This window comes from Labrys okinawensis, from assembly GCF_002982075.1.
Taxonomy (GTDB): domain Bacteria; phylum Pseudomonadota; class Alphaproteobacteria; order Rhizobiales; family Labraceae; genus Labrys; species Labrys okinawensis_A.
Window position 1 is genome coordinate 285,521 of the sequence record NZ_PUEJ01000003.1, and the last position, 22,487, is coordinate 308,007.

The 22,487-nt window shown below is 65.1% G+C and carries 19 protein-coding genes and 1 pseudogene; 12 read left to right on the top strand and 8 right to left on the bottom strand.

Features of this window, described 5'->3' with window-relative positions:
- The first annotated feature begins 208 nt into the window (after window positions 1–208).
- Window positions 209–1,384 (top strand): fumarylacetoacetate hydrolase family protein, encoded by a 1,176-nt coding sequence (locus C5L14_RS08400; protein WP_105861590.1) that lies wholly within the window; start codon window positions 209–211, stop codon window positions 1,382–1,384.
- Between the two features lie 80 nt (window positions 1,385–1,464).
- On the opposite strand, the gene C5L14_RS08405 is transcribed toward C5L14_RS08400, so the two are convergent.
- Entirely contained in the window at window positions 1,465–2,370 is a 906-nt protein-coding gene (locus C5L14_RS08405; protein WP_105861591.1) for a metallophosphoesterase family protein, read from the bottom strand.
- 533 nt (window positions 2,371–2,903) lie between these two features.
- Here C5L14_RS08405 and C5L14_RS08410 point away from each other — a divergent pair.
- Together C5L14_RS08410 and C5L14_RS08415 are read left to right on the top strand one after the other, a co-directional pair.
- Complete coding sequence (locus C5L14_RS08410; protein WP_245443308.1) at window positions 2,904–3,332, top strand: NUDIX domain-containing protein; 429 nt, start codon at window positions 2,904–2,906, stop codon at window positions 3,330–3,332.
- A 240-nt stretch (window positions 3,333–3,572) separates the two neighbouring features.
- On the top strand, window positions 3,573–4,070 hold the full coding sequence (locus C5L14_RS08415) for a GNAT family N-acetyltransferase (protein ID WP_105861593.1): 498 nt from the start codon (window positions 3,573–3,575) through the stop codon (window positions 4,068–4,070).
- Between the two features lie 33 nt (window positions 4,071–4,103).
- Here the strand turns inward: C5L14_RS08415 and C5L14_RS08420 are convergent, their stop codons facing one another.
- The 4 genes from C5L14_RS08420 to C5L14_RS08435 form a co-directional block, all read right to left on the bottom strand.
- Entirely contained in the window at window positions 4,104–5,321 is a 1,218-nt protein-coding gene (locus C5L14_RS08420; protein WP_245443309.1) for a CCA tRNA nucleotidyltransferase, read from the bottom strand.
- A 113-nt stretch (window positions 5,322–5,434) separates the two neighbouring features.
- Complete coding sequence (locus tag C5L14_RS08425) at window positions 5,435–5,695, bottom strand: DUF6111 family protein (protein ID WP_105861595.1); 261 nt, start codon at window positions 5,693–5,695, stop codon at window positions 5,435–5,437.
- A gap of 64 nt (window positions 5,696–5,759) precedes the next feature.
- Window positions 5,760–6,425, bottom strand: a complete 666-nt coding sequence (locus C5L14_RS08430) for a CoA pyrophosphatase (protein WP_105861596.1) — start codon at window positions 6,423–6,425, stop codon at window positions 5,760–5,762.
- Window position 6,426: 1 nt separating this feature from the next.
- The gene (locus C5L14_RS08435; protein ID WP_105861597.1) at window positions 6,427–7,023 is read right to left on the bottom strand and encodes a DUF1285 domain-containing protein; all 597 of its coding nucleotides are present in this window, start codon (window positions 7,021–7,023) and stop codon (window positions 6,427–6,429) included.
- Window positions 7,024–7,177: 154 nt separating this feature from the next.
- Between C5L14_RS08435 and C5L14_RS08440 the strand changes: the two genes are divergently transcribed.
- The 6 genes from C5L14_RS08440 to serS all read left to right on the top strand — a co-directional run bounded on the left by C5L14_RS08440 (window position 7,178) and on the right by serS (window position 15,969).
- Window positions 7,178–8,176 (top strand): AAA family ATPase, encoded by a 999-nt coding sequence (locus C5L14_RS08440; RefSeq protein WP_105861960.1) that lies wholly within the window; start codon window positions 7,178–7,180, stop codon window positions 8,174–8,176.
- A gap of 4 nt (window positions 8,177–8,180) precedes the next feature.
- Window positions 8,181–9,104, top strand: coding sequence for a DUF58 domain-containing protein (locus C5L14_RS08445; protein WP_105861598.1), 924 nt, complete (start codon window positions 8,181–8,183; stop codon window positions 9,102–9,104).
- 40 nt (window positions 9,105–9,144) lie between these two features.
- Window positions 9,145–11,934, top strand: a complete 2,790-nt coding sequence (locus tag C5L14_RS08450) for a DUF4159 domain-containing protein (RefSeq protein ID WP_105861599.1) — start codon at window positions 9,145–9,147, stop codon at window positions 11,932–11,934.
- Window positions 11,934–14,009: a hypothetical protein gene (locus C5L14_RS08455; protein WP_105861600.1), complete on the top strand. Its 2,076-nt coding sequence runs from the start codon at window positions 11,934–11,936 to the stop codon at window positions 14,007–14,009. The genes C5L14_RS08450 and C5L14_RS08455 overlap by 1 nt, the downstream gene beginning before the upstream one ends.
- 215 nt (window positions 14,010–14,224) lie before the next feature.
- The gene (locus tag C5L14_RS08460) at window positions 14,225–14,467 is read left to right on the top strand and encodes a hypothetical protein (RefSeq protein WP_105861601.1); all 243 of its coding nucleotides are present in this window, start codon (window positions 14,225–14,227) and stop codon (window positions 14,465–14,467) included.
- Window positions 14,468–14,706: 239 nt separating this feature from the next.
- Complete coding sequence (gene serS, locus C5L14_RS08465; protein ID WP_105861602.1) at window positions 14,707–15,969, top strand: serine--tRNA ligase; 1,263 nt, start codon at window positions 14,707–14,709, stop codon at window positions 15,967–15,969.
- Window positions 15,970–15,999: 30 nt separating this feature from the next.
- On the opposite strand, the gene blaOXA is transcribed toward serS, so the two are convergent.
- The 3 genes from blaOXA to C5L14_RS08480 form a co-directional block, all read right to left on the bottom strand.
- Entirely contained in the window at window positions 16,000–16,842 is an 843-nt protein-coding gene (gene blaOXA / locus C5L14_RS08470) for a class D beta-lactamase (RefSeq protein WP_105861603.1), read from the bottom strand.
- Between the two features lie 206 nt (window positions 16,843–17,048).
- Entirely contained in the window at window positions 17,049–17,972 is a 924-nt protein-coding gene (hemF, locus tag C5L14_RS08475) for an oxygen-dependent coproporphyrinogen oxidase (RefSeq protein WP_105861604.1), read from the bottom strand.
- 76 nt (window positions 17,973–18,048) lie between these two features.
- Window positions 18,049–18,528, bottom strand: a complete 480-nt coding sequence (locus C5L14_RS08480) for a tRNA (cytidine(34)-2'-O)-methyltransferase (protein ID WP_105861605.1) — start codon at window positions 18,526–18,528, stop codon at window positions 18,049–18,051.
- A 311-nt stretch (window positions 18,529–18,839) separates the two neighbouring features.
- On the opposite strand from C5L14_RS08480, the gene petA reads away from it, so the two are divergent.
- From petA to C5L14_RS08495, 3 genes and pseudogenes are all read left to right on the top strand, one after another.
- On the top strand, window positions 18,840–19,394 hold the full coding sequence (petA, locus tag C5L14_RS08485; protein WP_105861606.1) for a ubiquinol-cytochrome c reductase iron-sulfur subunit: 555 nt from the start codon (window positions 18,840–18,842) through the stop codon (window positions 19,392–19,394).
- Between the two features lie 11 nt (window positions 19,395–19,405).
- Window positions 19,406–21,556, top strand: a pseudogene (locus C5L14_RS30815) (cytochrome c1).
- A gap of 271 nt (window positions 21,557–21,827) precedes the next feature.
- Window positions 21,828–22,391 carry an adenine phosphoribosyltransferase gene (locus tag C5L14_RS08495; protein WP_105861607.1) on the top strand — a complete coding sequence of 188 codons (564 nt, stop codon included), beginning with the start codon at window positions 21,828–21,830 and terminating at the stop codon, window positions 22,389–22,391.
- The last annotated feature ends 96 nt before the right edge of the window (window positions 22,392–22,487 follow it).

Consider the following 22,487-nt stretch of genomic DNA (forward strand, 5'->3'; position numbering starts at 1 on the left):
TTGTATTTAACTCTCGATATATTGAATTAATTCCCAAAATATTGGGAATATGCGGCTAGTCAATTTTGCGTATGGGCCTATACTTGTGAGGCTAATCCACATTCGTAGGGCGCATATCTTTGTATACCGCTTATGCAAGTCTTGCCCATTGGCACGGTTGACGCTAAGGGCAGGGTACTAGAGCTCTTTCCCAGCCGCGAGGTCCGCAATGCCATTCACGCTCACCCCCGAAAATACTCTCCCGGTGGACGGTGTCGCCGGGACATTGATCGGGCGTGTCTGGCTGCCGGATGCCGAGGGACCAGCCGTCGTGGTTGCCAAGGAGGATGGCCTGCACGATATCACCTCCAGCTTTCCGACGGTCAGGGATCTTTGCGAGGCGCGAAATCCGGCCCAGGCTGCCAAGGCGGCACCCTCGACCGAAATCGGCTCCCTGGCCGAAATCCTTGCCAATACGCCCCCCACCGGCCGCGACTTGCGCAAGCCCTGGCTGTTGGCGCCCATCGATCTCCAGGCCATCAAGGCGGCCGGCGTCACCTTCGTGGTTTCGATGCTCGAACGGGTGATCGAGGAAAAAGCACGGGGAAACTCGGCCGCGGCCGCTTCCCTTCGAGCGGAGATCGTCAAGCTGGTCGGTGACGACCTCGCGCGTTTGCGCCCCGGCTCGGCCGAAGCAGCACGGCTGAAAGAAGTACTGATCGCCCAAGGCGCCTGGTCGCAATATCTGGAGGTGGGCATCGGGCCGGATGCCGAGATCTTCAGCAAGGCCCAGCCCATGGCGGCCGTGGGCACGGGCGCCGATGCCGGCCTTCATCCCAATTCCACCTGGAACAATCCCGAACCCGAAGTGGTGCTGGTGGTATCCTCGGCCGGCAAGATCGTCGGTGCGACGCTGGGCAACGATGTCAATCTGCGCGATTTCGAGGGACGGTCGGCCCTGTTGCTCTCCAAGGCGAAGGACAACAATGCCTCGGCAGCGGTCGGTCCCTTCGTGCGCCTGTTCGATTCCACCTTCTCGCTCGACCATGTCAGGCGCGCCGACGTGACGCTGGAAGTGCGCGGCCCCGAAGGCTACCGGCTGACGGGCATGAGCTCGATCTCCAAGATCAGCCGCGATCCCGGCGATCTCGTCTCCCAGATGATCGGCGTCAATCATCAATATCCCGATGGTGCGGTGCTTTTCCTGGGCACCATGTTCGCCCCGATCGACGACCGTGACGAGAAGGGCAAGGGCTTCACCCACAAGATCGGCGACGTCGTCACCATCGCGGCCCCGGAACTCGGCTCGCTCACCAATCGCATGGTACGCAGTTCCGATGCGCCGCCCTGGACTTTCGGTGCCAGCCATCTCCTGCGCAACCTGGCCAAGCGCGGCTTGCTGTGATCGCCATAGGCGGGTTCCAGCTTAACGGCCGATCGGGCTGAGGATCAAAGGGGGCTCTCTTTCGAGCGAGCCTGCTGCCGTCAGGCCAGTTCCTGCGAGCGCAACTGCTCCGGCGGATGGCCGGCGGCTACGAAGCCCCGGACTGTCAGGCCGATCTTCCAATTCTTCTGCTTGCCGGTGATCGAGAAGAGATTGTAGGAGGCCGGCCAGCGGGCACGCTCCGGCGCGGCCGAGGCCGAGGGCGTGCACACCACCGGTATCGGCCCCTTGGGGCCCTTGATGCGATGCACCAGCCCGGTATGGATATGCCCGTGCAGGACGAGTTCCGCCCCGGTGCGGCGCAGCACGGCGTTCAGCCGGTCGCAATCGATCAGCATCGCGGTCGGCCCGGCATCCTGACGCCGCACGGGATGATGCAGCATGACCACGCGGCAATAGCCCTCATGTTCCAGATGCTCGAGGATGGGGCCGAGCTTGGAGATCTGGCGCGGGCCGAGCTTGCCGGTCGCCATGAACGGCGCGGTCGGAATGGCGCTGGACAGGCCGACGAGAGCCACTTTTCCGCGGATGCGCACATAGGGAAAGCGTTCGTCCTCCTCGAGCGGATGGGCGCCGGTATTGTCACCGCGCATCCAGGGATCGAAGGCCGAGAGCAAATGGAGGGCGCCGCCCTTGGTGTAGGCGTCGTGATTGCCGGGTACCAGCGAGACGAAGTCGGGGGCACCGACGGTTTCGAGAAAGGCACGGGCCGCCGGATATTCGCCGGGCAAGGCGAGGTTGACTACATCGCCGGTCAGGGCGATGTGGTCGGGTGACTGCGCATGCAAATCCGCGAGGAGCTGCTGCAATACGTCCATGCGGTGGACATCGCGGCGCCCTCGGTTCCAGTTGATCCAGCCCAGAACCCGCTTTCCCGCCAGTTCCTTGGCCCTGGCTCGCGGCAACGGCCCGATATGGGGGTCTGAAATATGCGCGAGCTTGAACATGAGGAGGCAATCGGAAGGCGAGGTATCAAGAAGCGACAATCGATGACGCTAGCGTGGCCATATGACCTGCCTCTGTCAACGCAAAACGCCTGCGCGTTTTTTGCGAACGGCAGGCGTCATCTGGGTTGAGATCATCGACCGCCGGCAAGTGGCGGGACGATCGTTAAGCTTTGCTGAAGGTCAACAATGCGACAGTGTCGCGGGTAGCCTGGGTCTTGGCATGGATACGAACGGCGCTGGCAAGCAGCCGGAAATAGGTCAACATCGAACTCTACCGGGGCGAAGGCCCCTGGGTCTCCTCTATTAGGGTGGCGCTCCAATAGCGTAAAAACAGGTATTTTACCAGCCGGTAAAGGCTGCTTGCCGCGCTGGACAGCCATGCGCGGGCGGGATGGCGGGAGATGAGAAGTGTTTTGACCCCGCCGTTTTGAAAAAGGCCTTGCCGCTTCATTTCCAATCACTGAGCACGGCGGATGATTTCTTCCTCGATTACATTGCGACAGAAGGTCGGGCGTCTGGTGACTCCGCTTTTCATGATCTATTCCCGAATGCAGCGCGGCATGACTTTGGGCGTGCGCGCTGCCGTGCTCGACGGGCAGGACCAAGTCTTTCTGGTGAGGCATACTTATGTGCCGGGCTGGTATCTACCGGGCGGAGGCATCGAGACGGGGGAAACCGCGCTGGAGGCCCTGGCCCGCGAGCTCGAGGAGGAGGGGCACATCCGTCTTGAAGGACCTCCTGAGCTGCAGGGGCTCTATTGGAACCGGGAGGTCAGCGGACGTGACCACGTCGCCTTCTTCGTGGTCCGGCACTACACCCAGACGCAGCCCCGCCTGCCGGATCGTGAGATCGCCGAGGCCGGTTTCTTCTCCCTCGATGCCTTGCCGGAGGAGACCACCAAGGCGACACGCCGCCGGCTCGACGAAGTGGCGGGACGGCGCCAGCCGGACGGCTTGTGGTGACAGGCTGCCCCATGCCGGCGGCATTCCCAGCGTGCCGGTTCTCGGAATGGCACAATTCGTGCCCCAAAATGGCATCCGATCGATAAATCCGGTTGTAAGGCGCCCGCTTTTGCTGTACGCGCCGGCCATGATGACGAAGAGCCTTCAGCTGCGACGACGAACCGTGGTTTCGCCCCACTCCCTTTTGCGCGCCTGAACGGTCGAACCGGCGGGCGCCCCCTGCCTGCCGGAACCATCGCAATGCCTGAAATCGCCATCGACCTCACCCCCGAGACGCCTGACGACGGCGCCGTCATCGACAAGCTGCATGAACGGGCCTTCGGTCCCGGCCGCTTCGCCCGCACGGCCTTTCGCCTGCGCGAGGGAGTGCCGCCCCATCCCAAGCTGTCCTATGTGGCGCGCATCGGTTCGATGATCGTGGGTTCGATCCGGCTGACGCCGATCCATGTCGGGGAGGCCTCGGCCCTGCTGCTCGGACCCCTGACTGTGGAGCCGGCCTTCCGGTCGCGCGGCATCGGGCTGACGCTGATGCAGGCCAGCCTGACCGAGGCCGCCAAGATCGGCCATCGGCTCGTCATCCTGGTGGGCGACGAGCCCTATTACAGCCGGGTCGGCTTCAAGCGCATCGCGCCGGGACGCGTGGTGCTGCCCGGTCCGGTCGACCCGCTTCGCCTCCTGGTGAAGGAACTGGTCGAGGGAGCCTTCGAAGGGGTCTCCGGCGCTGCGCGCGGCGGCTGATCAAGGCCGCGACTTTTCAAGACATCGCACTTGTCATGCGGTCGTGCGTACAGCTTCCTCCAGGATCGCCTGGCGTTGCGAGCTGTCACGACTGAAGCCGCCATCGATCCAGGCTTGTTCGGCGCGGGCGAGAATGCGGCCGATGCGCGGGCCGGGCTTGATGCCGAGCTGTGCGAGATCCCTGCCGCTGAAGGGAGGGGCGGGAACGCTCCAATGCTCAGGTAAAGCCAAGGCCTCGGCAAAATCAGCTTCGGCGTGATGTGCGGCCGTGACCAGCATAGCGTCGCGATAAAGCTCGGAACCGAGGCGATAGAGCCATTCCCTGGCCTTGGGAAGCGGGGGGGCGTGCCTGACGCGCTCCAGCACCAGGGCAATCGTTGTCAGGCGCTTGGCCTCGGCGTTGGAAAGACGCAGCCGCCCCGCCAGCCTTTCGGCATCATGGCGCGTGAACAGGCCGAGAGCTGCCAGCCGCCGGATCGCATCGGGTTCCGCCCCGCTCCGGGTTTCCAGGTCCGTGAGGCGTTGAAAAGCTTCGACACGGGCAATGCCTCCCAACAGAATGCCGAGAAAGCCGGCAGCGTCGATCTCGGCGAGGACCTCTGCCGCCCGTGGCGCCGTGAGCAGTTTGAGAAGCTCGGCCCTGATGCGTTCGGCCGAGAGCCGGCGCAGGCCGCCGCGCCCGCGTATCGCCGCCTCGAAACTCGCTTTGTCCAGCTGTCCCTTCCCGAAACGGGCATGAAAGCGAAAAAGGCGCAGAATGCGCAGATAATCCTCGGCGATGCGCCGATCGGCATCGCCGAGGAAACGTACCCGCCGCTCGGCGATGTCGGCGAGGCCGCTGGCATAATCGTGCAGCCGGCCGTCCGGAGAGAGCGAGAGGGCGTTGATGGTAAAGTCGCGCCGGAAGGCATCAGCCCGGAAATCGCGGCCGAAATGCACCACGGCGCGGCGGCCATCGGTCTCGATGTCCTCGCGCAACGTCGTCACTTCGAGAGGATGGCCATCGATGACCACGGTCACGGTGCCGTGCTCGATGCCGGTGGGCACCACCTTCCAGCCCTGCGCTCGGGCGCGGGCCTGGGTCTCCACGGGCAGGGCCGTGGTAGCGATGTCCCAGTCGGCGACGGGCTCGCCGAGCAGGGCGTTGCGCACGGCGCCTCCCACCACCCGCGCCTCTTCCCCGTCATGATTCAGGGCCGCGAGCAGCGTCGACAAGGGCGGCTTGTCGAGCCAGGGGAAACGCTCATCCATCCGATCAGGCATCCAAAAGCATCTTCCAGGAAAGTCGCCGGGCTTCCCAGCTGAGAAAATGCGTCAAAACAACAAGTTAGTGAAAAAATCCGATTCGGAGAATGCACTTCGCTCTATCGCGTCTCGGGCTGGATCAGCTTGCCATTTTCCATATGCGCAGGGGTATAGCCGCTTCCGGCAGGAGCTCCGCCATAGTGGGCGAAGAGCGCCAGACCGACCGCCATGCATATCACGCCCAGCGCAATCAGCCGCAGCAGCGGCATTCCCGTCCGCTCGGGGAGCCCGGGCCGCTTGCCGCGCAGCAGCACCCAGGCCCCATAGACCAGGAAGGGCAGGATGAACAGCACTGCCTCGAACAGGAAAGGCCGGAACATGAGGGCGTATCGTCAGCTATGGTTTCGGGTTTGACGGGAACGATTTGGCCGGGGAGAACCAGCCTCAGCCATAGATCCGCTCATAAAGGGTATGGATGATCCCCGCCGTCGCCCCCCAGATATAGTGCCCCTGCCAGGGAATTGCATAATATTGGCGCATGGCGCCGCGCCATTCCCGGCTTTCGGAAAGGTGATTGGCCGGATCCATCAGGAAGGCCAGCGGGCATTCGAACACGCTGTCGACTTCGGCGGGATTGAGGTGCAGCACCATGCCCGGGTCGGCCAGGGCTACCACCGGTGCGATGCGGTAGCCGGAACCCGTGAGATAGAGATCGAGATAGCCGACCGGCTTGACCAGGCTGGCCGACAGGCCGACCTCCTCCTCGGCCTCGCGCATGGCGGCTGCCAGCGCGCTTCCATCACCGGGATCGATGCGCCCGCCCGGAAACGCGATCTGGCCCGAATGGTTGCGCAGTGCGCTCGAGCGATGGGTAAGCAGCACCGTTGGCCCGCCGGGCCGGTCGATGAGGGCGATCAGCACGGCTGCCGGCTTGGCGGGCGCGGCGGGCAATTCGGCAAGCAGGCCGGGAGAGAAGCGGTGGTCGCCATGATCGGGCACGCTGTCGAGATGCAACCCCGCCGGCGGCTCGGCGGCAAGCCGGTGCCGGGCTCGTTCGAGAAAGGCCTCGAGCTCGGGGTGATGGGTCGAAGGGGGCAGGGCGGTCAGCATGTCAGGGGGCGGTGTCCGGGGGGGCGGCACCGATTTCGTCGGCAGGGGCCATGGCAAAGAAACTGCCGCCCGAGGCGACGCCGAACATGGCGACGCCGTCGATCTCCCGGACTTCGCCGAGATCGGCAAGATCGTAATACAAGGCACGGTTGACCCGCGCCCACAGGCCGGCCCGCACATGCACATAGGGCTTCAGCCCCTCGGACGCGCCGATCTCGAACCGCATGGGATGATCGGGGCCGGCCTCGGTCCAGTCGTCGACATTGGTTCGGAAGGACAGGATTTGCCCGCCAGCGCCCGTTTCCACGCGCATTTCCACGGCAACGAAAGGCACGTCGTCCACCGCGATGCCGACGCGCTCCACTGGCGTCACCAGCACATAGCGATCTTCATCGCGGCGCAGGATCGAGGCAAACAGCTTGACGAGCTCGATCCGCCCGATGGGACTCTTCATGTAGTGCCAGCTGCCATCGGCCGCGATGCGCATGTCGATATCGCCGCAGAACGGGGGGTTCCACAGGTGCACCGGGCGGGCCCCGGCATGCTTGCCGGTTTCCTTGACGGCCTTGGTCAATCCGGCCAGATCGGTCTGGACCATATTCGAGAACACTCGGTGATAAAACGGACGTGAAAACGACAGAGAAGCTCTCGCTCCTGCCTTAGTTGCTCTCTAGTATCCTGCGATACAAGGGAATCGCGCAAGCTTTCCCATTATCCAGCGCCCCTGTCCGGCGCGTTTCCTGCGAGGCATGATGACGGCCGATACCGCCACCAATCTCGACGAAGCCATCATCCGCTCGGCCGAAACCACGGCGGATCTGATCAAGCGGGCCCGCGAAGCCGTGCATGGCGTCATCTTCGGCCAGGAGGCCGTGGTCGATGGCGCCCTGATCACTTTGCTGTCGGGCGGGCACGGCCTGCTCGTCGGCGTGCCCGGGCTTGCCAAGACCAAGCTGGTCGAGACGCTCGGCGTGGTGTTGGGGCTCGATGCCAAGCGCGTGCAGTTCACGCCGGACCTGATGCCCTCGGACATACTCGGCACCGAGGTGCTCGACGCCAGCGAAAATGGCAAGCGCAGCTTCCGTTTCGTGCGCGGGCCGGTTTTCGCCCAGTTGCTGATGGCGGACGAAATCAACCGCGCCTCGCCGCGCACGCAGTCGGCCCTGCTGCAGGCGATGCAGGAATATCACATCACCGTGGCGGGCGAGCGCCATGACCTGCCCAAACCCTTCCATGTCCTGGCGACGCAGAATCCCCTCGAGCAGGAAGGCACCTATCCCCTGCCGGAAGCCCAGCTCGACCGGTTCCTGATGCAGATCGACGTTCCCTATCCGGACCGAGAGGACGAGAAGCGCATTCTGCTGTTCACCACTGGCGCCGAGGAAGCCCCGGCGCGGCCTGCCATGAGCGTGGAGGACCTTCTGGGCGCGCAACGCCTGGTCCGGCGGCTGCCGGTCGGCGAATCCGTGGTCGAAGCCATCCTTACGCTGGTGCGCTCGGCCCGTCCCGGCGAGACACCCGACCTTGCCGGGAAGATCGCCTGGGGTCCGGGCCCGCGCGCCAGCCAGGCCCTGATGCTGGCGGTGCGCGCACGTGCCCTGGTGCAGGGCCGGTTCTCTCCTTCGATCGACGATGTCATCGCGCTCGCCGAACCCGTGCTCAAGCACCGCATGGCCCTCAGCTTTGCTGCCCGAGCCGATGGCGAGAGCGTCGAGGGCGTGATCGGACGCCTCGCGCGCAAATTGGGCTGAGCGGATGGCGGTTTCCACGCGGCTGATCGACGAGCACAAGGCGGTCAGGTCCGCCGGCCTGCAGCAGGCGGCGCTCGATCTGGCCGAAGCCATGCCCAGGCTTGCCCTGGAGGCGCGCCGCGTGGCGGCGACGGCGCTGCATGGCCTGCATGGCCGGCGCCGGGCCGGGCAGGGCGAGAATTTCTGGCAGTTCCGCCATTTCGCGCCCGGAGAGGCGGCCGCCAATGTCGACTGGCGCCGCTCGGCGCGCGGCGACGAACTCTATGTGCGCGAGCACGAATGGGACGCGGCCCAGACCCTGTGGCTGTGGGTCGACCGTTCGGTCTCGATGAATCTGGCGTCCAATCTGGCGCAGACCTCCAAGCTCGAACGGGCGCTGGTGCTGTGCCTGGCTTTTGCCGATCTCCTCGTGCAGGGCGGTGAACGCGTCGGGCTGATCGGCCTGGCGCGGCCGACCTCGCAGCGGGCGATCATCGAAAAATTCGCTCTCGCCTTGATGGCGGCGGCCCCGCCCGCCGCGGCGGAGCGCGGCGGCCTGCCCGAGCGGATCGCGCTCGGGCCCCGCAGCGAGGCCATCCTGATCGGCGATTTTCTCGACGAGCCTGAAGTAACGGGCGGCACCATTGCCGCCCTGGCGGCCCGCGGTGCGCGCGGCCATCTCCTGGTCGTCGCTGATCCGATCGAGGAGACCTTCCCGTTTGCCGGCCGCACCGAACTGATCGATCCCGAGACGGGTGCGAAATTCCAGGCTCCGCGGGCTCAGGACATTCGCCAGGCCTATGAGGCCCGGCTTGCCGCCCATCGCGACGCCTTGCGGGCGATCACGCACCGTTATGGCTGGAGCATGACGCTGCACCGCACTGACAAGCCGGCCTCGCAGGCCGTGCTGGCCCTGCATCCGCTGCTGCAGCAGGGGGAGGGGATATGAGGGCGGCGACTGAGAGGCTCAATCCTCCGAGGCTTGATCGATGCTAGGTTCGCTGGCTCTCGCCTCGCCCTGGATGCTGGCGGCCCTGGCCTTGCTGCCGGCGATCTGGCTCCTGCTGCGTCTGGTGCCGCCACGGCCGCAGCGCGTCGACTTTCCACCCTTGCGCCTGCTCTACGGCTTGTTGCCGCGCGGGCGGGTGGCGGCGCGCTCGCCCTGGTGGCTGACGGCTCTGCGTCTCATCCTGGCGGCCCTGGTGATCGCCATGCTGGCCGTGCCGACGCTTCGGCCTTTCAATCAGTCCGGAGCGACGCGTGTGACGCCGCTCTTGTTCCTCGTCGACAATGGCTGGGGCTCCGCCGCGACCTGGACCAAGCGGCGGGATGTGATCCAGGCCGCGCTTGCCGCAGCCGAGCAGGATCGCCGCCCGGTCGCCCTGGCCGCCCTGGCCGAGCCGCTCACCGATCTGTCGCTCAGCCCCGCCGCAAGCCTCGGTCCGCGCCTTGCGGCGCTCGCTCCGCAGCCCTGGCAGGCCAATCGCGGCGCCTATGCGCCCGCCATCGCCTCCTTCCTGCGCGCGGCGCCGGAAGCCGAGATCGTGTGGTTCTCGGACGGCCTGGCCGGCGATGGCGACAATGGCTTTCTCTCCGCTCTGTCGGAAGCCGGCAAGCAGGGACGCGTGACGGTCTACCGCGACGATGCCCGCAGTTCCCTCGCCCTTGCCGGTGCGGCCAATGCGCCGAGCGGCATCTCGGTGCGCGTCCTGCGCATGGGCAAGCTCGACCGGGCCTTGTCCGGCACGGTCAGGGCTGTCGACCTCAAGAACCTGCCGGTCGGCCAGGCCGATTTCAGTTTCCCGGCAGGCGCCGGCGAGACGACCGCGCAACTCGACCTGCCCGTCGACATCCGCAACGATGTGGCGCGGCTGGAAATCGTCGGCGACGCCTCGGCCGGTGCGGTGCAGTTGCTCGACCGCACCTGGCGACGCCGTACGGTCGGCATCGTCTCGGGGCAGGACAAGGATGTCAGCCAGCCCTTGCTGTCGGCGAACTATTATCTCACCCGGGCGCTCGAACCCTATGCCGATGTGAGGACCGCCGAGGGGACGTCTCCGGCCGAGGCGATCGGCCGCTTTCTCGACGACAAGCTGCCGGTTCTGATGCTGGCCGATGTCGGCAATCTCGGCGATGCCGAGGTCAAGCTCTCCACCTGGATCGAGAATGGCGGCGTTCTGGTGCGCTTCGCCGGATCGCGTCTCGCGGCCGCCGAGAATACGCTGCTGCCGGTGAAGCTGCGCCAGGGCGGGCGTACCCTGGGCGGGACGCTCTCCTGGGAGAAGCCGCAAAAGCTGGGCAGCTTCGATGCCAACGGTCCCTTCGCGGGCCTTGCCTTGCCGGACGACGTCAGCGTCAAGCGCCAATTGCTCGCCGAGCCCGATATCGATCTGCCTGGCCGGACCTGGGCCGCCCTGGCGGACGGCACGCCGCTGGTCACGGCCGAGAAACGGGGCAATGGCGTCATCGTGCTCTTTCATGTGACGGCCGACACGACCTGGTCCAATCTCGTCTTGTCGGGAAGCTTCGTGGAGATGCTGCGCAAGGTGGTGGGGCTTGCCAAATCTGCGCCGGTCACGGGTGCTGTCGCAGCGCAGGCGGGCGCCGCGGCCCCGGTCTATGCGGCGCCGAGCCGGACGCTCGACGGTCTCGGAGCCTTCCAGGTTCCGCCGGCGACCGCCCAGCCCGTGCGGGCGGACCAGCCCGGCATCGGCCGCCCCGATCATCCGCCCGGCTTCTACGGGCCGCCCGACGGCCTGGTGGCCGTCAACGCATTGCCCGCCAATGCCGTGTTGAAACCCCTGGACTATACCGCCGTGAATGCGTCCCTGGCCGATTATACGGTTGCCAAGCCGATTGCCCTCGGGCCTGCCCTGCTGCTGGTTGCCCTGGCTTTGTTGCTGGCCGACGCGCTGATCGTCTTCTTCATGGCGGGCGGCTGGACGCGCCTTGCCCGCCCCGGCGTGGGGTCGGCGGCCCTCGTCGTGCTGGCGCTTTCCCTCTCCCTGTTGGCACCGCCCAATGCGCAGGCGCAGAACCGTCCCTTCGATGCTGCATTGAAGACGCGCCTTGCCTATATCGTCACCGGCGACAAGGAAACCGACGACACCAGCCTCGCCGGCCTCAAGGGCCTGACCGCCTATATCGCCGAACGCACGGCGCTGGAGCCGGGACCGCCCGATGGCATCGATCCCGCCAAGGACGAACTCGCCTTCTATCCGCTGATCTACTGGCCGATCGTGCCCGGCAAGGAACCCCCGCCCCCGGCGGTGATGGCGCGCATCGACGCGTTCATGAAGTCGGGCGGCACCATCATTTTCGATACGCGCGATGCCCTACAGCAGGATGCCGGCGGGGCTGCCACGCCGGCCGGCGAAACGCTCAAGCGCCTGCTCTCCGGGCTCGACATCCCCGAGCTCGAACAGATTCCAGCCAAGCACGTGCTGACCAAAACCTTCTACCTGCTCGACAAGTTCGTCGGGCGCTATGACAATGGCGAGACCTGGGTGCAGGCCACCGCGCCGACATCCGAGGACAGCGACAAGCCCGTCCTGGGGGGAGACGGCGTATCGCCCTTGATCATCACCTCCAACGATCTGGCCGCGGCCTGGGCCGTCGATGCCCAGATGAATCCGCTCTTTCCGGTTTCCACGGGGCTGGAGCGCCAGCGTGAGCTGGCCTATCGCGCCGGCGTCAACATGGTGATGTATGCCCTGACCGGTAACTACAAAGCTGATCAGGTGCATGTGCAGGATCTCCTGGAGAGGCTCGGACGCTGATGAGCGATTTCTCCCTGCAGTTCCTGCCGCTGCTGTCATGGCCGGTCGTCATCGGGGTGGCCGTGCTGGCGGCTGCTGTCGCGGCGCTGTGCCTGCTGGCGCGCCTGCGCGGGGCCTGGCTTCGCACGCTGGTGTTGGGCCTGTTCGTCCTCTCTCTCACAGGCCCCATCCTGACGCGTGAGCAGCGCGCGGTGCTGCCCAATGTGGTGGCCCTGGTGGTCGACCGTTCCGCCTCCCAGTCGCTGGACGAGAGGACGCGGCAGACGGACGCGGCGCGCGACGAACTGAGCCGGCAGATCAAGGCGCTGGGCAATACCGAGTTGCGCGTGGTCGAAGCGGGCGGCGGCGTCAAATCCGGTGCCGACGGCACCCAGCTCTTTGCCCCCTTGGCGACGGCCTTGTCCGACGTGCCGCCGGATCGCGTCGGTGGCGCCATCCTGCTGACGGACGGCGTGGTCCATGATGTGCCGGCACGCGCGGCCGCGCTCGGTTTCAAGGCGCCGCTCCATGCCTTGATCACCGGCCGGGAGGACGAACGCGACCGCCAGATCAGCCTGGTCGAGGCGCCGCGCTTCGGGCTGGTGAAGCAGGCCACCACCATCCGCTTCCGCGTCGTCGATCGCGGTCCGAACATGCCCTCGACGGCGGGCGTGATCCTGCGCCGCGATGGCGAAGAGATTGCACGGACCACCGTGCCGGTCGGCGAATTGTCCTCGCTGCAGGTGCCGATCGAACATGCCGGCGTGAATGTGGTCGAACTCGAAGCCGAGACCGTGCCGGGTGAACTCTCGTCGGTGAACAACAGGGCCGTGCTGCAGATCGAGGGCATTCGCGAGAAGATGCGTGTCCTGCTGGTCTCGGGCGAACCCAATGCGGGCGAGCGCACCTGGCGCAACCTGCTCAAGGCCGACGCCAATGTCGAGCTCGTGCATTTCACCATTCTCCGGCCGCCGCAGAAGGGCGACGGCACCCCGATCAACGAACTCTCCCTGATCCAGTTTCCGACCCATCGTTTGTTCGACGAGGAGATCAACCGCTTCGACCTGATCATCTTCGACCGCTATGCGCAGGAAGGCCTGCTGCCGGCCGCCTATTTCGACAATATGACGGAGTTCGTGCGCAATGGCGGCGCCATCCTGCTCGCATCGGGCGCCGATTACGCCTCCGAGAACAGCCTGTGGGGCACAGGCCTTGCCGAGATCCTACCGGCCTCGCCTTCGGGCAACGTGCTCTATCAGCCCTATCGGCCTGAGATCAGCCCGCTCGGCAAACGCCATCCGGTGACGCGCGACCTGCCGGGCGGCAACGTCAATCCACCGGCCTGGGGCCAGTGGTTCACCACGGTGGAGACCAAGCTGCGCGAAGGCAGCGCCGTGATGACCGGCGCCCGCGGCGATCCGCTTCTCGTGCTGGCCCATCAGGGCAAGGGGCGGGTGGCCCTGCTGCTGTCCGACCACGCCTGGCTGTGGGCGCGCGGCTATGAGGGCGGCGGGCCCCATGTCGACCTGCTGCGGCGCCTGTCGCATTGGCTTTTGAAGGAGCCCGATCTCGATGAGGAGGCTCTGCGCGCACGGGCCGTCGGCCGCGACATCACGGTGGAGCGCCAGACCATGGCGGAGACGGCGGCGCCCGTCGAACTGACCGGCCCGAATGGCGAAAAGGTCCGGCTCGCCCTCAAGCCGGAGAAGCCCGGCCTGTGGAGCGCGGTCTATTCCACCGACGTGATGGGGCTGTGGCGGGCAGAGGATGGCGCCTTGCAGGCGATCACCAATGTCGGCCCCGCCAACCCGCGGGAATTCCAGGACCTGCTCTCCACGCCGGATCGGCTGAAGGGCATCGCCGGCGAGACCGGCGGCAGCGTGGAGCGCCTCGCCACTGCGTCCGGCCTGTCGATACCGGCGGTTCGCGCGGTCGGCGCCGGCTCCGCCTATGGCGGCAGCGGCTGGATCGGCCTCAAGCGCAGCGAAGCGTCGGTCGTGCAGGGCATCGACACCATCCCGCTCTTCGCGGGCCTGCTGGGCCTTGCCTTGCTGCTTGGCGGCGTCACCCTGCTCTGGGCTCGCGAGGGCCGGTAGCTTTCTGAAGCGGAATGTGTTTCCGCAAACAGGTCCCCTTGACCCCTCATCCCCCTGCCGGGACCTTCTCCCTTTGCAGGAGAAGGTCCCGGCAGGGGGATGAGGGGAGCTTGAGTCTTACCCTTGCGATTCGACTCTTGAGCCGGGAGGCCCTAAATTGCAGATGCAGGTTTCCGACCGGGCCTGCCTCAACGGAATGGGCCGAGGATACGAGAATGCGTAGCGACGAGATCCGGCCAAGAACGCTGGCCAAGCGCCATGCAGACCGACGGTCGCAGACGTCGCTGGGGTTCCGGCGCGAGAGCTTTACTTTGCCGCGTGAGGAAGCACGTGCCAAGGCGCGCGATCTGTTTACCCGCTATCCCAAGGCGGCCTATATGACAGAGATCGAATACTGGGAAGAACTGCCGGACGGACAGATCTTCGTCACCATGCGCCATTTGCCGACGGCCGACTGAGACGGGCGGTTTTCGCAGGTTGGGCCAATTGACCTTCGTCGACATCGCTGGCAGGGTGACATCATGTTCAGATTCATTCGATCGCACTCGCGGCTGATCTCGTCCGACCCCCCGGGGCCGCGTTGCAGTCGCATGCGCTGAACTCTCTCCGCCATCGCGTTTCAACCAGGGCCCCGCCATCCGGCAGGGCCTTTTCGTTTGCTCCTGCCGCTGCGCGTCGCCAGCATCAGGAGGCAACATTGCTGGACATCGCTTTCATTCGTAACAACGCCGCTGCCGTCGCCGAAGCGGCCCGGGTCAAGGGCATGAGGGTGGATCTGGATCGGATCCTTGCCCTTGATGCCGCCTTGCGTCGCGACAAGACACGGCTCGAGGCCCTAAGGGCGGAGCGAAATCGGATCACGGCCCAGTTCTCCGGCGGCTCTGCGTCTTTGCGCATGGCTGGTGCCGAACGTTCCAGGGCGATCGCGGGCGAGCTTTCCGCCCTTCAGGCACATGCCGGCGAGACGGAACAGGTTCTGCGTGATCTCCTGATGGCGGTTCCTAACCTGCCATGGCGAGGGGCGCCGGTCGGGCCGGACGAGAAAAGCAATCGGGTGGTGCGTACCGTCGGTGATCGGCCCGACTTCGCCTTCGCGCCGCTCGATCACGTCGCCATCGCCGAGAGGCATGGCTGGATCAATCAAGCTCGGATTGCTCGAATTGCTGGGGCTCGCAGTTACGTGTTGAAGGGGCGCCTGGCTTTGCTGGAGCAAGCGCTGCTGTTCGACACGTCCCGCCGCCTCGCCCGCGAGGGATTCCAGCCTATCTCCGTTCCGGCCCTGGTTCGCGGAGAAGCCTTCGTCAATACCGGCCATTTTCCTTTCGCCAGGGAAGATACCTTTGAGCTTCCGCGCGACGGCCTATATCTCGCAGGTACGGCCGAGATCGCGCTGACTGGCCTGCATGGCGGCGAGATCATCGAGGAGCGCGATCTTCCCTTGCTCTATGCGGGCCTTTCTCCCTGCTTCCGTCGCGAAGCCGGCAGCGGCGGACGCGACGTGCGCGGTCTGCTCAGGGTCCACCAGTTTTATAAGGTGGAGCAATATGTGATCTGCCGCGACGATCCCGAGGAATCCGCCTATTGGCATGCCCGGCTGCTCGCCAATGCCGAGACCATCCTGCAGGCGCTGGGCCTGCCCTATCAGGTCGTCGAATGCTCTACGGGGGACATGGGCCCCGGCAAGGTGCGGATGAATGATATCGAGACCTGGGTGCCGAGCCTCGGGCGCTACAGGGAAACCCATAGCTGCTCCAGCCTGCATGAATGGCAGGCTAGGCGAGCCAACATCCGCTGGCGGGATCGGCTAGGGCAGGTTCGATTCTGCCACACGCTGAACAACACCGCCATCGCGACGCCACGCATCCTGGTGCCCTTGATCGAGAATCACCAGACGCCACAGGGACAGGTCCGAGTACCTGCCTTCCTGCGTACCTATCTCGACGGGGAGGAATTGCTGTGACGAGGATCAGCCCGGCCGGCATGGACTGGATTACAGCCTGTCCAGCAAGTCGGGCAGCTCCGCCAGGAAGGCGTCGCGTGCCTGCAGTCCGGCCCTCGGATTGCTCCTGCCGTCCATCTGCACCTGGCGGACGAAAGCAATATTGCGGCCGTCCCTGTTGGCCCAGCCCACGAACCAGCCATAGGCATGATCCAAGTCGAGCTTGCCGTCGGAACGCCGGGGCGCGCCCGAGCCGGTCTTGCCGTGAATTTCCCAGCCATTGGGCAGGGGCGCCAGCACCAGGATGCGGGCGGTCATGTCGTAGGCGTGATTCGAAACCGGCAATTGGTGACGCACCATCCGCTCCAGGAAGTCGAGTTGCTGGAGCGGCGTGATCTTGAGGGACGAGCTCAGCCAGGCCTGGGTGAGGCCGTTCTGCTTGCCCGGATCGCCCGAGACGTCCCGATTGCCGTAATCGAATTCAGCGACGTAGCGCTTGAAACGCAGCTTGCCGAGGCTGCGGGTGATCTGCTGCGAATACCAGACCACCGAATTCTTTATCCAGCTCGCCGGATCGGTGGTGGTGCGCCATTCCGGCAGCCAGTCGGCATAGCCTTCGCGAAAAGGTAGGGCAGGCACATGTTCGTTCTTCAGCAGGCCCGAATCGTAACCCATCAGGCTGATGGCGATCTTGAAGGTCGAAGCCGGCGTGATCGGCTTGTCGCAGCTCCCTTCCTGCCTGAGCAGCTTGCCGGTCGCGACGTCGGCCAGCAGCGTGCAGGCGCTGGCGACGGGTGCCCCCGACGGCTGGGCCAAGGCGCCGCCGCCTCCAGCCGATATCGTCGAGAAGACAGCGGTGGCAAGAGCCACCAGAGCGGTCGTCGGGCGGGGCATGCGGCAGGGTCTCCGAGGGGCGACACGCATCTGTCAGAGACATTGTGGCCCGATCTTGTCGATGGCAGCAACGGGCCGCATCGCGCCTGGAGACGAAGTGCGATTCGAAGTGATTCCGTCAAATCGCAAAACGCTTTTGCTGAAGGACAGGCTGCGGGCCTATCCCCCTGCAGCCCGATGATAGGAAGAGGGCAGGCCCTGGCAGGTCAGGGCCATTTCACAGTGGGGGGCATCGAGGACAGGATCGAAGCGACATTGCCGCCGGTCTTGAGGCCGAACAGCGTGCCACGGTCATGGAGCAGGTTGAATTCGACGTAACGTCCGCGGCGCACCAACTGCTCTTCGCGCTCGGCTTCCGTCCAGGGCTTTTCGAAATTGCGCGTCACGATCTCGGGATAGATGGCGGCGAAGGCGCTGCCGACTGTCTGGGTGAAGGAGAAATCGGCCTGCCAGTCGCCGCTGGCCAGCCCATCATAGAAAATGCCGCCGATGCCGCGCGGTTCGTTGCGATGCTTGAGAAAGAAATAGTCGTCACACCATTTCTTGTAGCGATCATAGTCGGCGACCGCGTGTGCCTCGCAGGCCCGGCGCATGGCCTCATGAAAATCGCGGCTGTCCGGGTCTTCCTGCGTGCGGCGCCTGTCGAGCATCGGCGTCAGGTCGGCGCCGCCGCCGAACCAGGCCTTGGTGGTCACCACGAAACGGGTATTCATGTGCACGGTGGGCACGTGAGGGTTCCAGGGGTGGGCGATCAGGGAGATGCCGGAGGCCCAGAAGCGCGGATCTTCGGCGGCGCCCGGAATGTCGGTGCGAAATTCGGGCGAGAACTCGCCGTGGACGGTCGAACAATGCACGCCCACCTTCTCGAAAACCCTGCCATGCATCATCGCCATCACGCCGCCGCCGCCGGGGCGGCCGGTGTGGTCGGTGCGTTGCCAGGGGGTTCGCTTGAAGCGTCCCGCGGCAGTACCGGCCGGAAGATCGGGCTGGGCCTGAGCCTGGGGCAGCGTGTCCTCGAGTGTCTCGAAGGCGGCGCAGATCTGATCGCGCAGGAGCTCGAACCAGGCACGGGCCTCGGCCTGACGGGGGGCGATCTCGGGGGAAAGGGGGGCGGAACCGGGCTTTGTCATGCTGCCTCTATAGTCCGTTTCCACCGGCAGGCAATTGCGCAGGATCAATGAAAGCCCGCAGGAAGCCGGTGTTCGATCAAGGAGAATCTGCCGTGGACGGGAAGCCATCCGTCTGGCGCAGGGCCTCGCCCAGCACCATGGCGGCGGCAACGGCCACGTTCAGCGAGCGCAGCCCCGGACGCATCGGCACGAACACCCGCGCATCGGCCGCGGCATGAACCGCATCGGGTACGCCCGCTGATTCCCTGCCGACCATGAGGATGTCGTCGGGCTGAAAGGCATGGCCGCTCAGGGACACCGCGCCCTTGGTCGTCAGCAGCACCAGGCGTTGTCCGCTCGCGGCCCGCCATGCCTCGAAAGCCGGGAAGGAAACATGGCGGTCGATGGTGAGATGGTCGAGATAATCCATGCCCGCGCGGCGGAACGCCCGGTCCGACACGGGAAAGGCGGCCGGCTCGATGATGGCGGCCTTCACGCCGAGGCAGGCGCATAGGCGCAGCATCGTGCCGGCGTTCTGGGGGATGTCGGGCTGAAACAAGGCGAGGGTGAGCGGCATGGGCGATCGGCAGAGCAGGAACGGAAGCGTTCTTCATAGGGTACGCTGCCGGCATCGGGGATAGAGAATCTGCATTTATGGCGTTGATGTCATGCGACATAGCGCCATTTGCGGGCTGCACGATCTAGACAACTTCGCAACAGAGTGGCATGAGCCCCTTGATAAGGTTTGCCCCAGTTTCGCCGCGATCCGGTTTGGCGCGGCTGGGGTGGCCGAGATTTGGCAGAGTATGGATGGTGCGGGGCTGATACGTCCGGTTCCTCCATCATCCCGGCGGCGGCCGGGATGCGACGTATGAGAAGGATCGATCCGTGGCAGTCACGAACGAACACGCCGCAGAGCCCACTCGTCGCGATTTCATTTACATTGCCACCGGCGCGGTCGGTGCTGTGGGTGTCGCTGGCGCAGCTTGGCCTTTCATCAGCCAGATGAATCCGGACAAGGCGACCATCGCGGCGGGCGTGCCGGTCGAGGTCGACCTGACGCCGATTCCCGAGGGGCAGTCTGTGAAGATCTTCTGGCGCGGCAAGCCGATCTTCATTCGTCACCGCACCAAGGCCGAAATCGCGGCGGCCGAGGACGTCAAGCTGACCGACCTGAAGGATCCCCAGGCCGATGCGGACCGGGTCAAGAAGGACCAGGCGCAATGGCTGGTCGTGGTGGGCATCTGCACGCATCTGGGCTGCATCCCGCTGGTCAACGAGGGCTCCTATCACGGCTGGTTCTGCCCCTGCCATGGTTCGGTCTACGACACCTCGGGACGCATCCGTCAGGGTCCGGCTCCGCTCAACCTGGAAGTTCCGCCCTATAATTTCGAGAGCCCGACCAAGATCATGATCGGCGCCGAATCGAACGCACAAGCTTAAGGTCACAATTCATGAGCGGAACCTCGACCTGGACTCCGAAATCCAGCCTTGGACGGTGGTTCGAGAGCCGCCTGCCGATCGGCGGGCTCGTCCACTCCTCGTTCATCGCCTATCCCACGCCGCGCAACCTCAACTATATGTGGACCTTCGGCGCCATCCTGTCCTTCATGCTGGGTGCGCAGATCCTCACGGGTGTGGTGCTGGCGATGCACTACGTCTCCGATTCGAGCCTGGCCTTCACCTCGGTGGATCTGATCCGTCGCGACGTGAACTGGGGCTGGCTGATTCAGAAGCTGCACGCCAATGGCGCCTCGATGTTCTTCATCGCCGTTTATCTCCACATCGCACGCGGCATGTATTACGGCTCCTATAAGGGCCCCCGCGAAGTGCTGTGGCTGCTCGGCGTCGTCATCTTCTTGCTGATGATGGCGACCGGTTTCATGGGCTATGTGCTGCCCTGGGGCCAGATGTCGGGCTGGGGCGCTACCGTCATCACCAACCTGTTCTCCGCCATCCCCGTGTTCGGCAAGTCGATCGTGACCTGGCTGTGGGGCGGCTATGCGGTGGGCAACCCGACCCTGAACCGCTTCTTCTCGCTGCACTACCTGCTGCCCTTCATGATCGCGGGCGTCGTCGTGCTTCACATCTGGGCGCTGCATGTGGTCGGCCAGAACAATCCGGCCGGCGTCGACATCAAGACCCCGAAGGATTCGGTGCCCTTCACGCCGCATGCGACGCTGAAGGACGCCTTCGGCATCGCCTGCTTCCTGATCTTCTTCATGTATTTCGTGTTCTACATGCCGGATTATCTGGGTGATCCGGAGAACTACATCACCTTCGATCCCGGCAAGACGCCCGCGCATATCGTGCCCGAATGGTACTTCCTGCCCTTCTACGCGATCCTGCGTTCCATTCCGGACAAGCTGCTGGGCGTCATCATGATGTTCGCTGCGATCGTCATGCTGGCGCTGCTGCCTTGGCTCGACACGTCGAAGGTGCGCTCGGCGGTCTATCGCCCGGTGTTCCGCTGGGTGTTCTTCGTCTTCGTGGCGATCTGCATCGGTCTCGGCTGGATCGGCTCGCAGCCGCCGGAAGGCTCGAAGGTGGTGATCGGCCAGATCCTGACCGCGCTGTATTTCGCCTACTTCCTCATCGCCTTGCCGTTGCTGGGGTTGTTTGAGCAGACCAAGCCGGTTCCCGCTTCGATCGCCGATGCCATTCTGGCGAAATCGGGCGGCATCCCCCTGCCGGCCGCAAACACCGCCGAATCGCAAAGCAAGGGTTGAGGGGCGAACGAGATGATTGAGATGTTCAAACCTTCACGCATGGCCGGCCTGGCGGTCGCCCTCGCCACCCTGTTCGGGGCTGCCGGTCTCTCCCAGCCCGCCTGGGCGGAGGGGGGCGAGCAGCCGACCCGCCAGCAGTGGAGCTTCGCCGGCCCGTTCGGCCGGTATGACCAGGGCCAGCTGCAGCGCGGCTTCAAGGTCTATCGCGAGGTCTGCTCGGCCTGCCATAGCCTGCACCGCGTTGCCTTCCGCACCCTGTCCGATCCCGGTGGCCCGGGCTTCACCGAGGGACAGGTGAAGGCCCTGGCGGCCGAATACACCGTCATGGACGTGCCCAACGACAAGGGCGAGGTGCTGGAGCGCAAGGGACGTCCGGCGGATTACTTCCCGCTGGTCTATCCCAACGATCAGGCCGCCGCCGTCGCCAACAATGGCGCGGTGCCGCCGGACATGTCGCTGCTCGCCAAGGCGCGCGGCGTGAAGTCCGGCTTCCCCGGCTTCATCTTCGACATCTTCACCCAGTACCAGGAGCAGGGGCCGGATTACATCCACGCCCTGATCACCGATGGTTATCTGAAGGATGACGAGAAGCCCCCCGAGGGCGTCACCATTCCGCCGAACGGGCATTACAACAAGATCTTCGGTGGCTCGATCGGCATGGCCAAACCCCTGGCCGATGGCCAGGTGGAATATACCGATGGTACGCCGCAGACGGTCGACCAGTACACGCGCGACGTCGCCGCCTTCCTGGCCTGGGCGGCCGATCCTTCGCTGGAGAAGCGCAAGCAGACCGGCTTCGTGGTCATCATCTTCCTGATCGTGCTGGCCAGCCTGCTCTACTACACCAAGAAGAAGATCTGGGCCGACGCCCATTGAGGCTTCGTCCGATCGCTGATTGAGCAAAGCCGGGGATCATCGATCTCCGGCTTTTGCACGCCGCCTTTCATGTAATACCGGCGGTCGCGATGTTTGACTCTCGCGTCATTGCGAGCGTAGCGAAGCAGTGACGGGCCTGGTCGGTCAAGCTGCAATACCGTTGGTGTAAGGTGGTCTTAGCCTCGCTGCCCGGCCTCGTTTCCTGGTCCTGGCCTCGACTCTTGGCGCCGGGCATGGTCTTTTTCGGCATCAAATCCGCGCAGGGCAGATCATGACCGCCACGACAGAACTTTCCGGCTCGACCGCCCGCATCCTCAAGGATGCGATCCGTACCATTCCCGACTACCCCAAGCCGGGGGTGGCGTTTCGCGACATCACCACCTTGTTGGGCGATGCCTGGGCTTTCCGGCGGGCCGTGGACGAACTGGTGCAGCCTTGGGCGGGGGCCAAGATCGACAAGGTTGCCGGGATCGAGGCGCGTGGCTTCATTTTGGGAGGCGCGCTTGCCCATCAGCTTTCCTCCGGCTTCGTGCCGGTGCGCAAGAAGGGCAAGCTGCCGCATGAGACCGTGCGCATCGCCTATTCGCTGGAGTATGGCCTCGACGAGATGGAGGTCCACAAGGATGCGGTGAAGCCGGGCGAGCGGGTCATCCTGGTCGACGACCTCATTGCCACAGGCGGTACCGCGGAAGCCGCGGTCAGGTTGTTGCGCGAGATCGGCGCCGACGTCCTGGCGGCGGTCTTCATCATCGACCTGCCCGAGTTGAAGGGGGCCGACAAGATCCGGGCGCTCGGCGTACCTGTGCACACGCTGGTGTCCTTCGAAGGCCATTGAGGCTTGGGGCGGCTCTCCGGGGCCGCCTGTCCATCCGGCGGGCGTGGCGTTTGCGGGCTGGTCCGAAGACAAACCCCCGTGTTGCTTGCTTTTCGG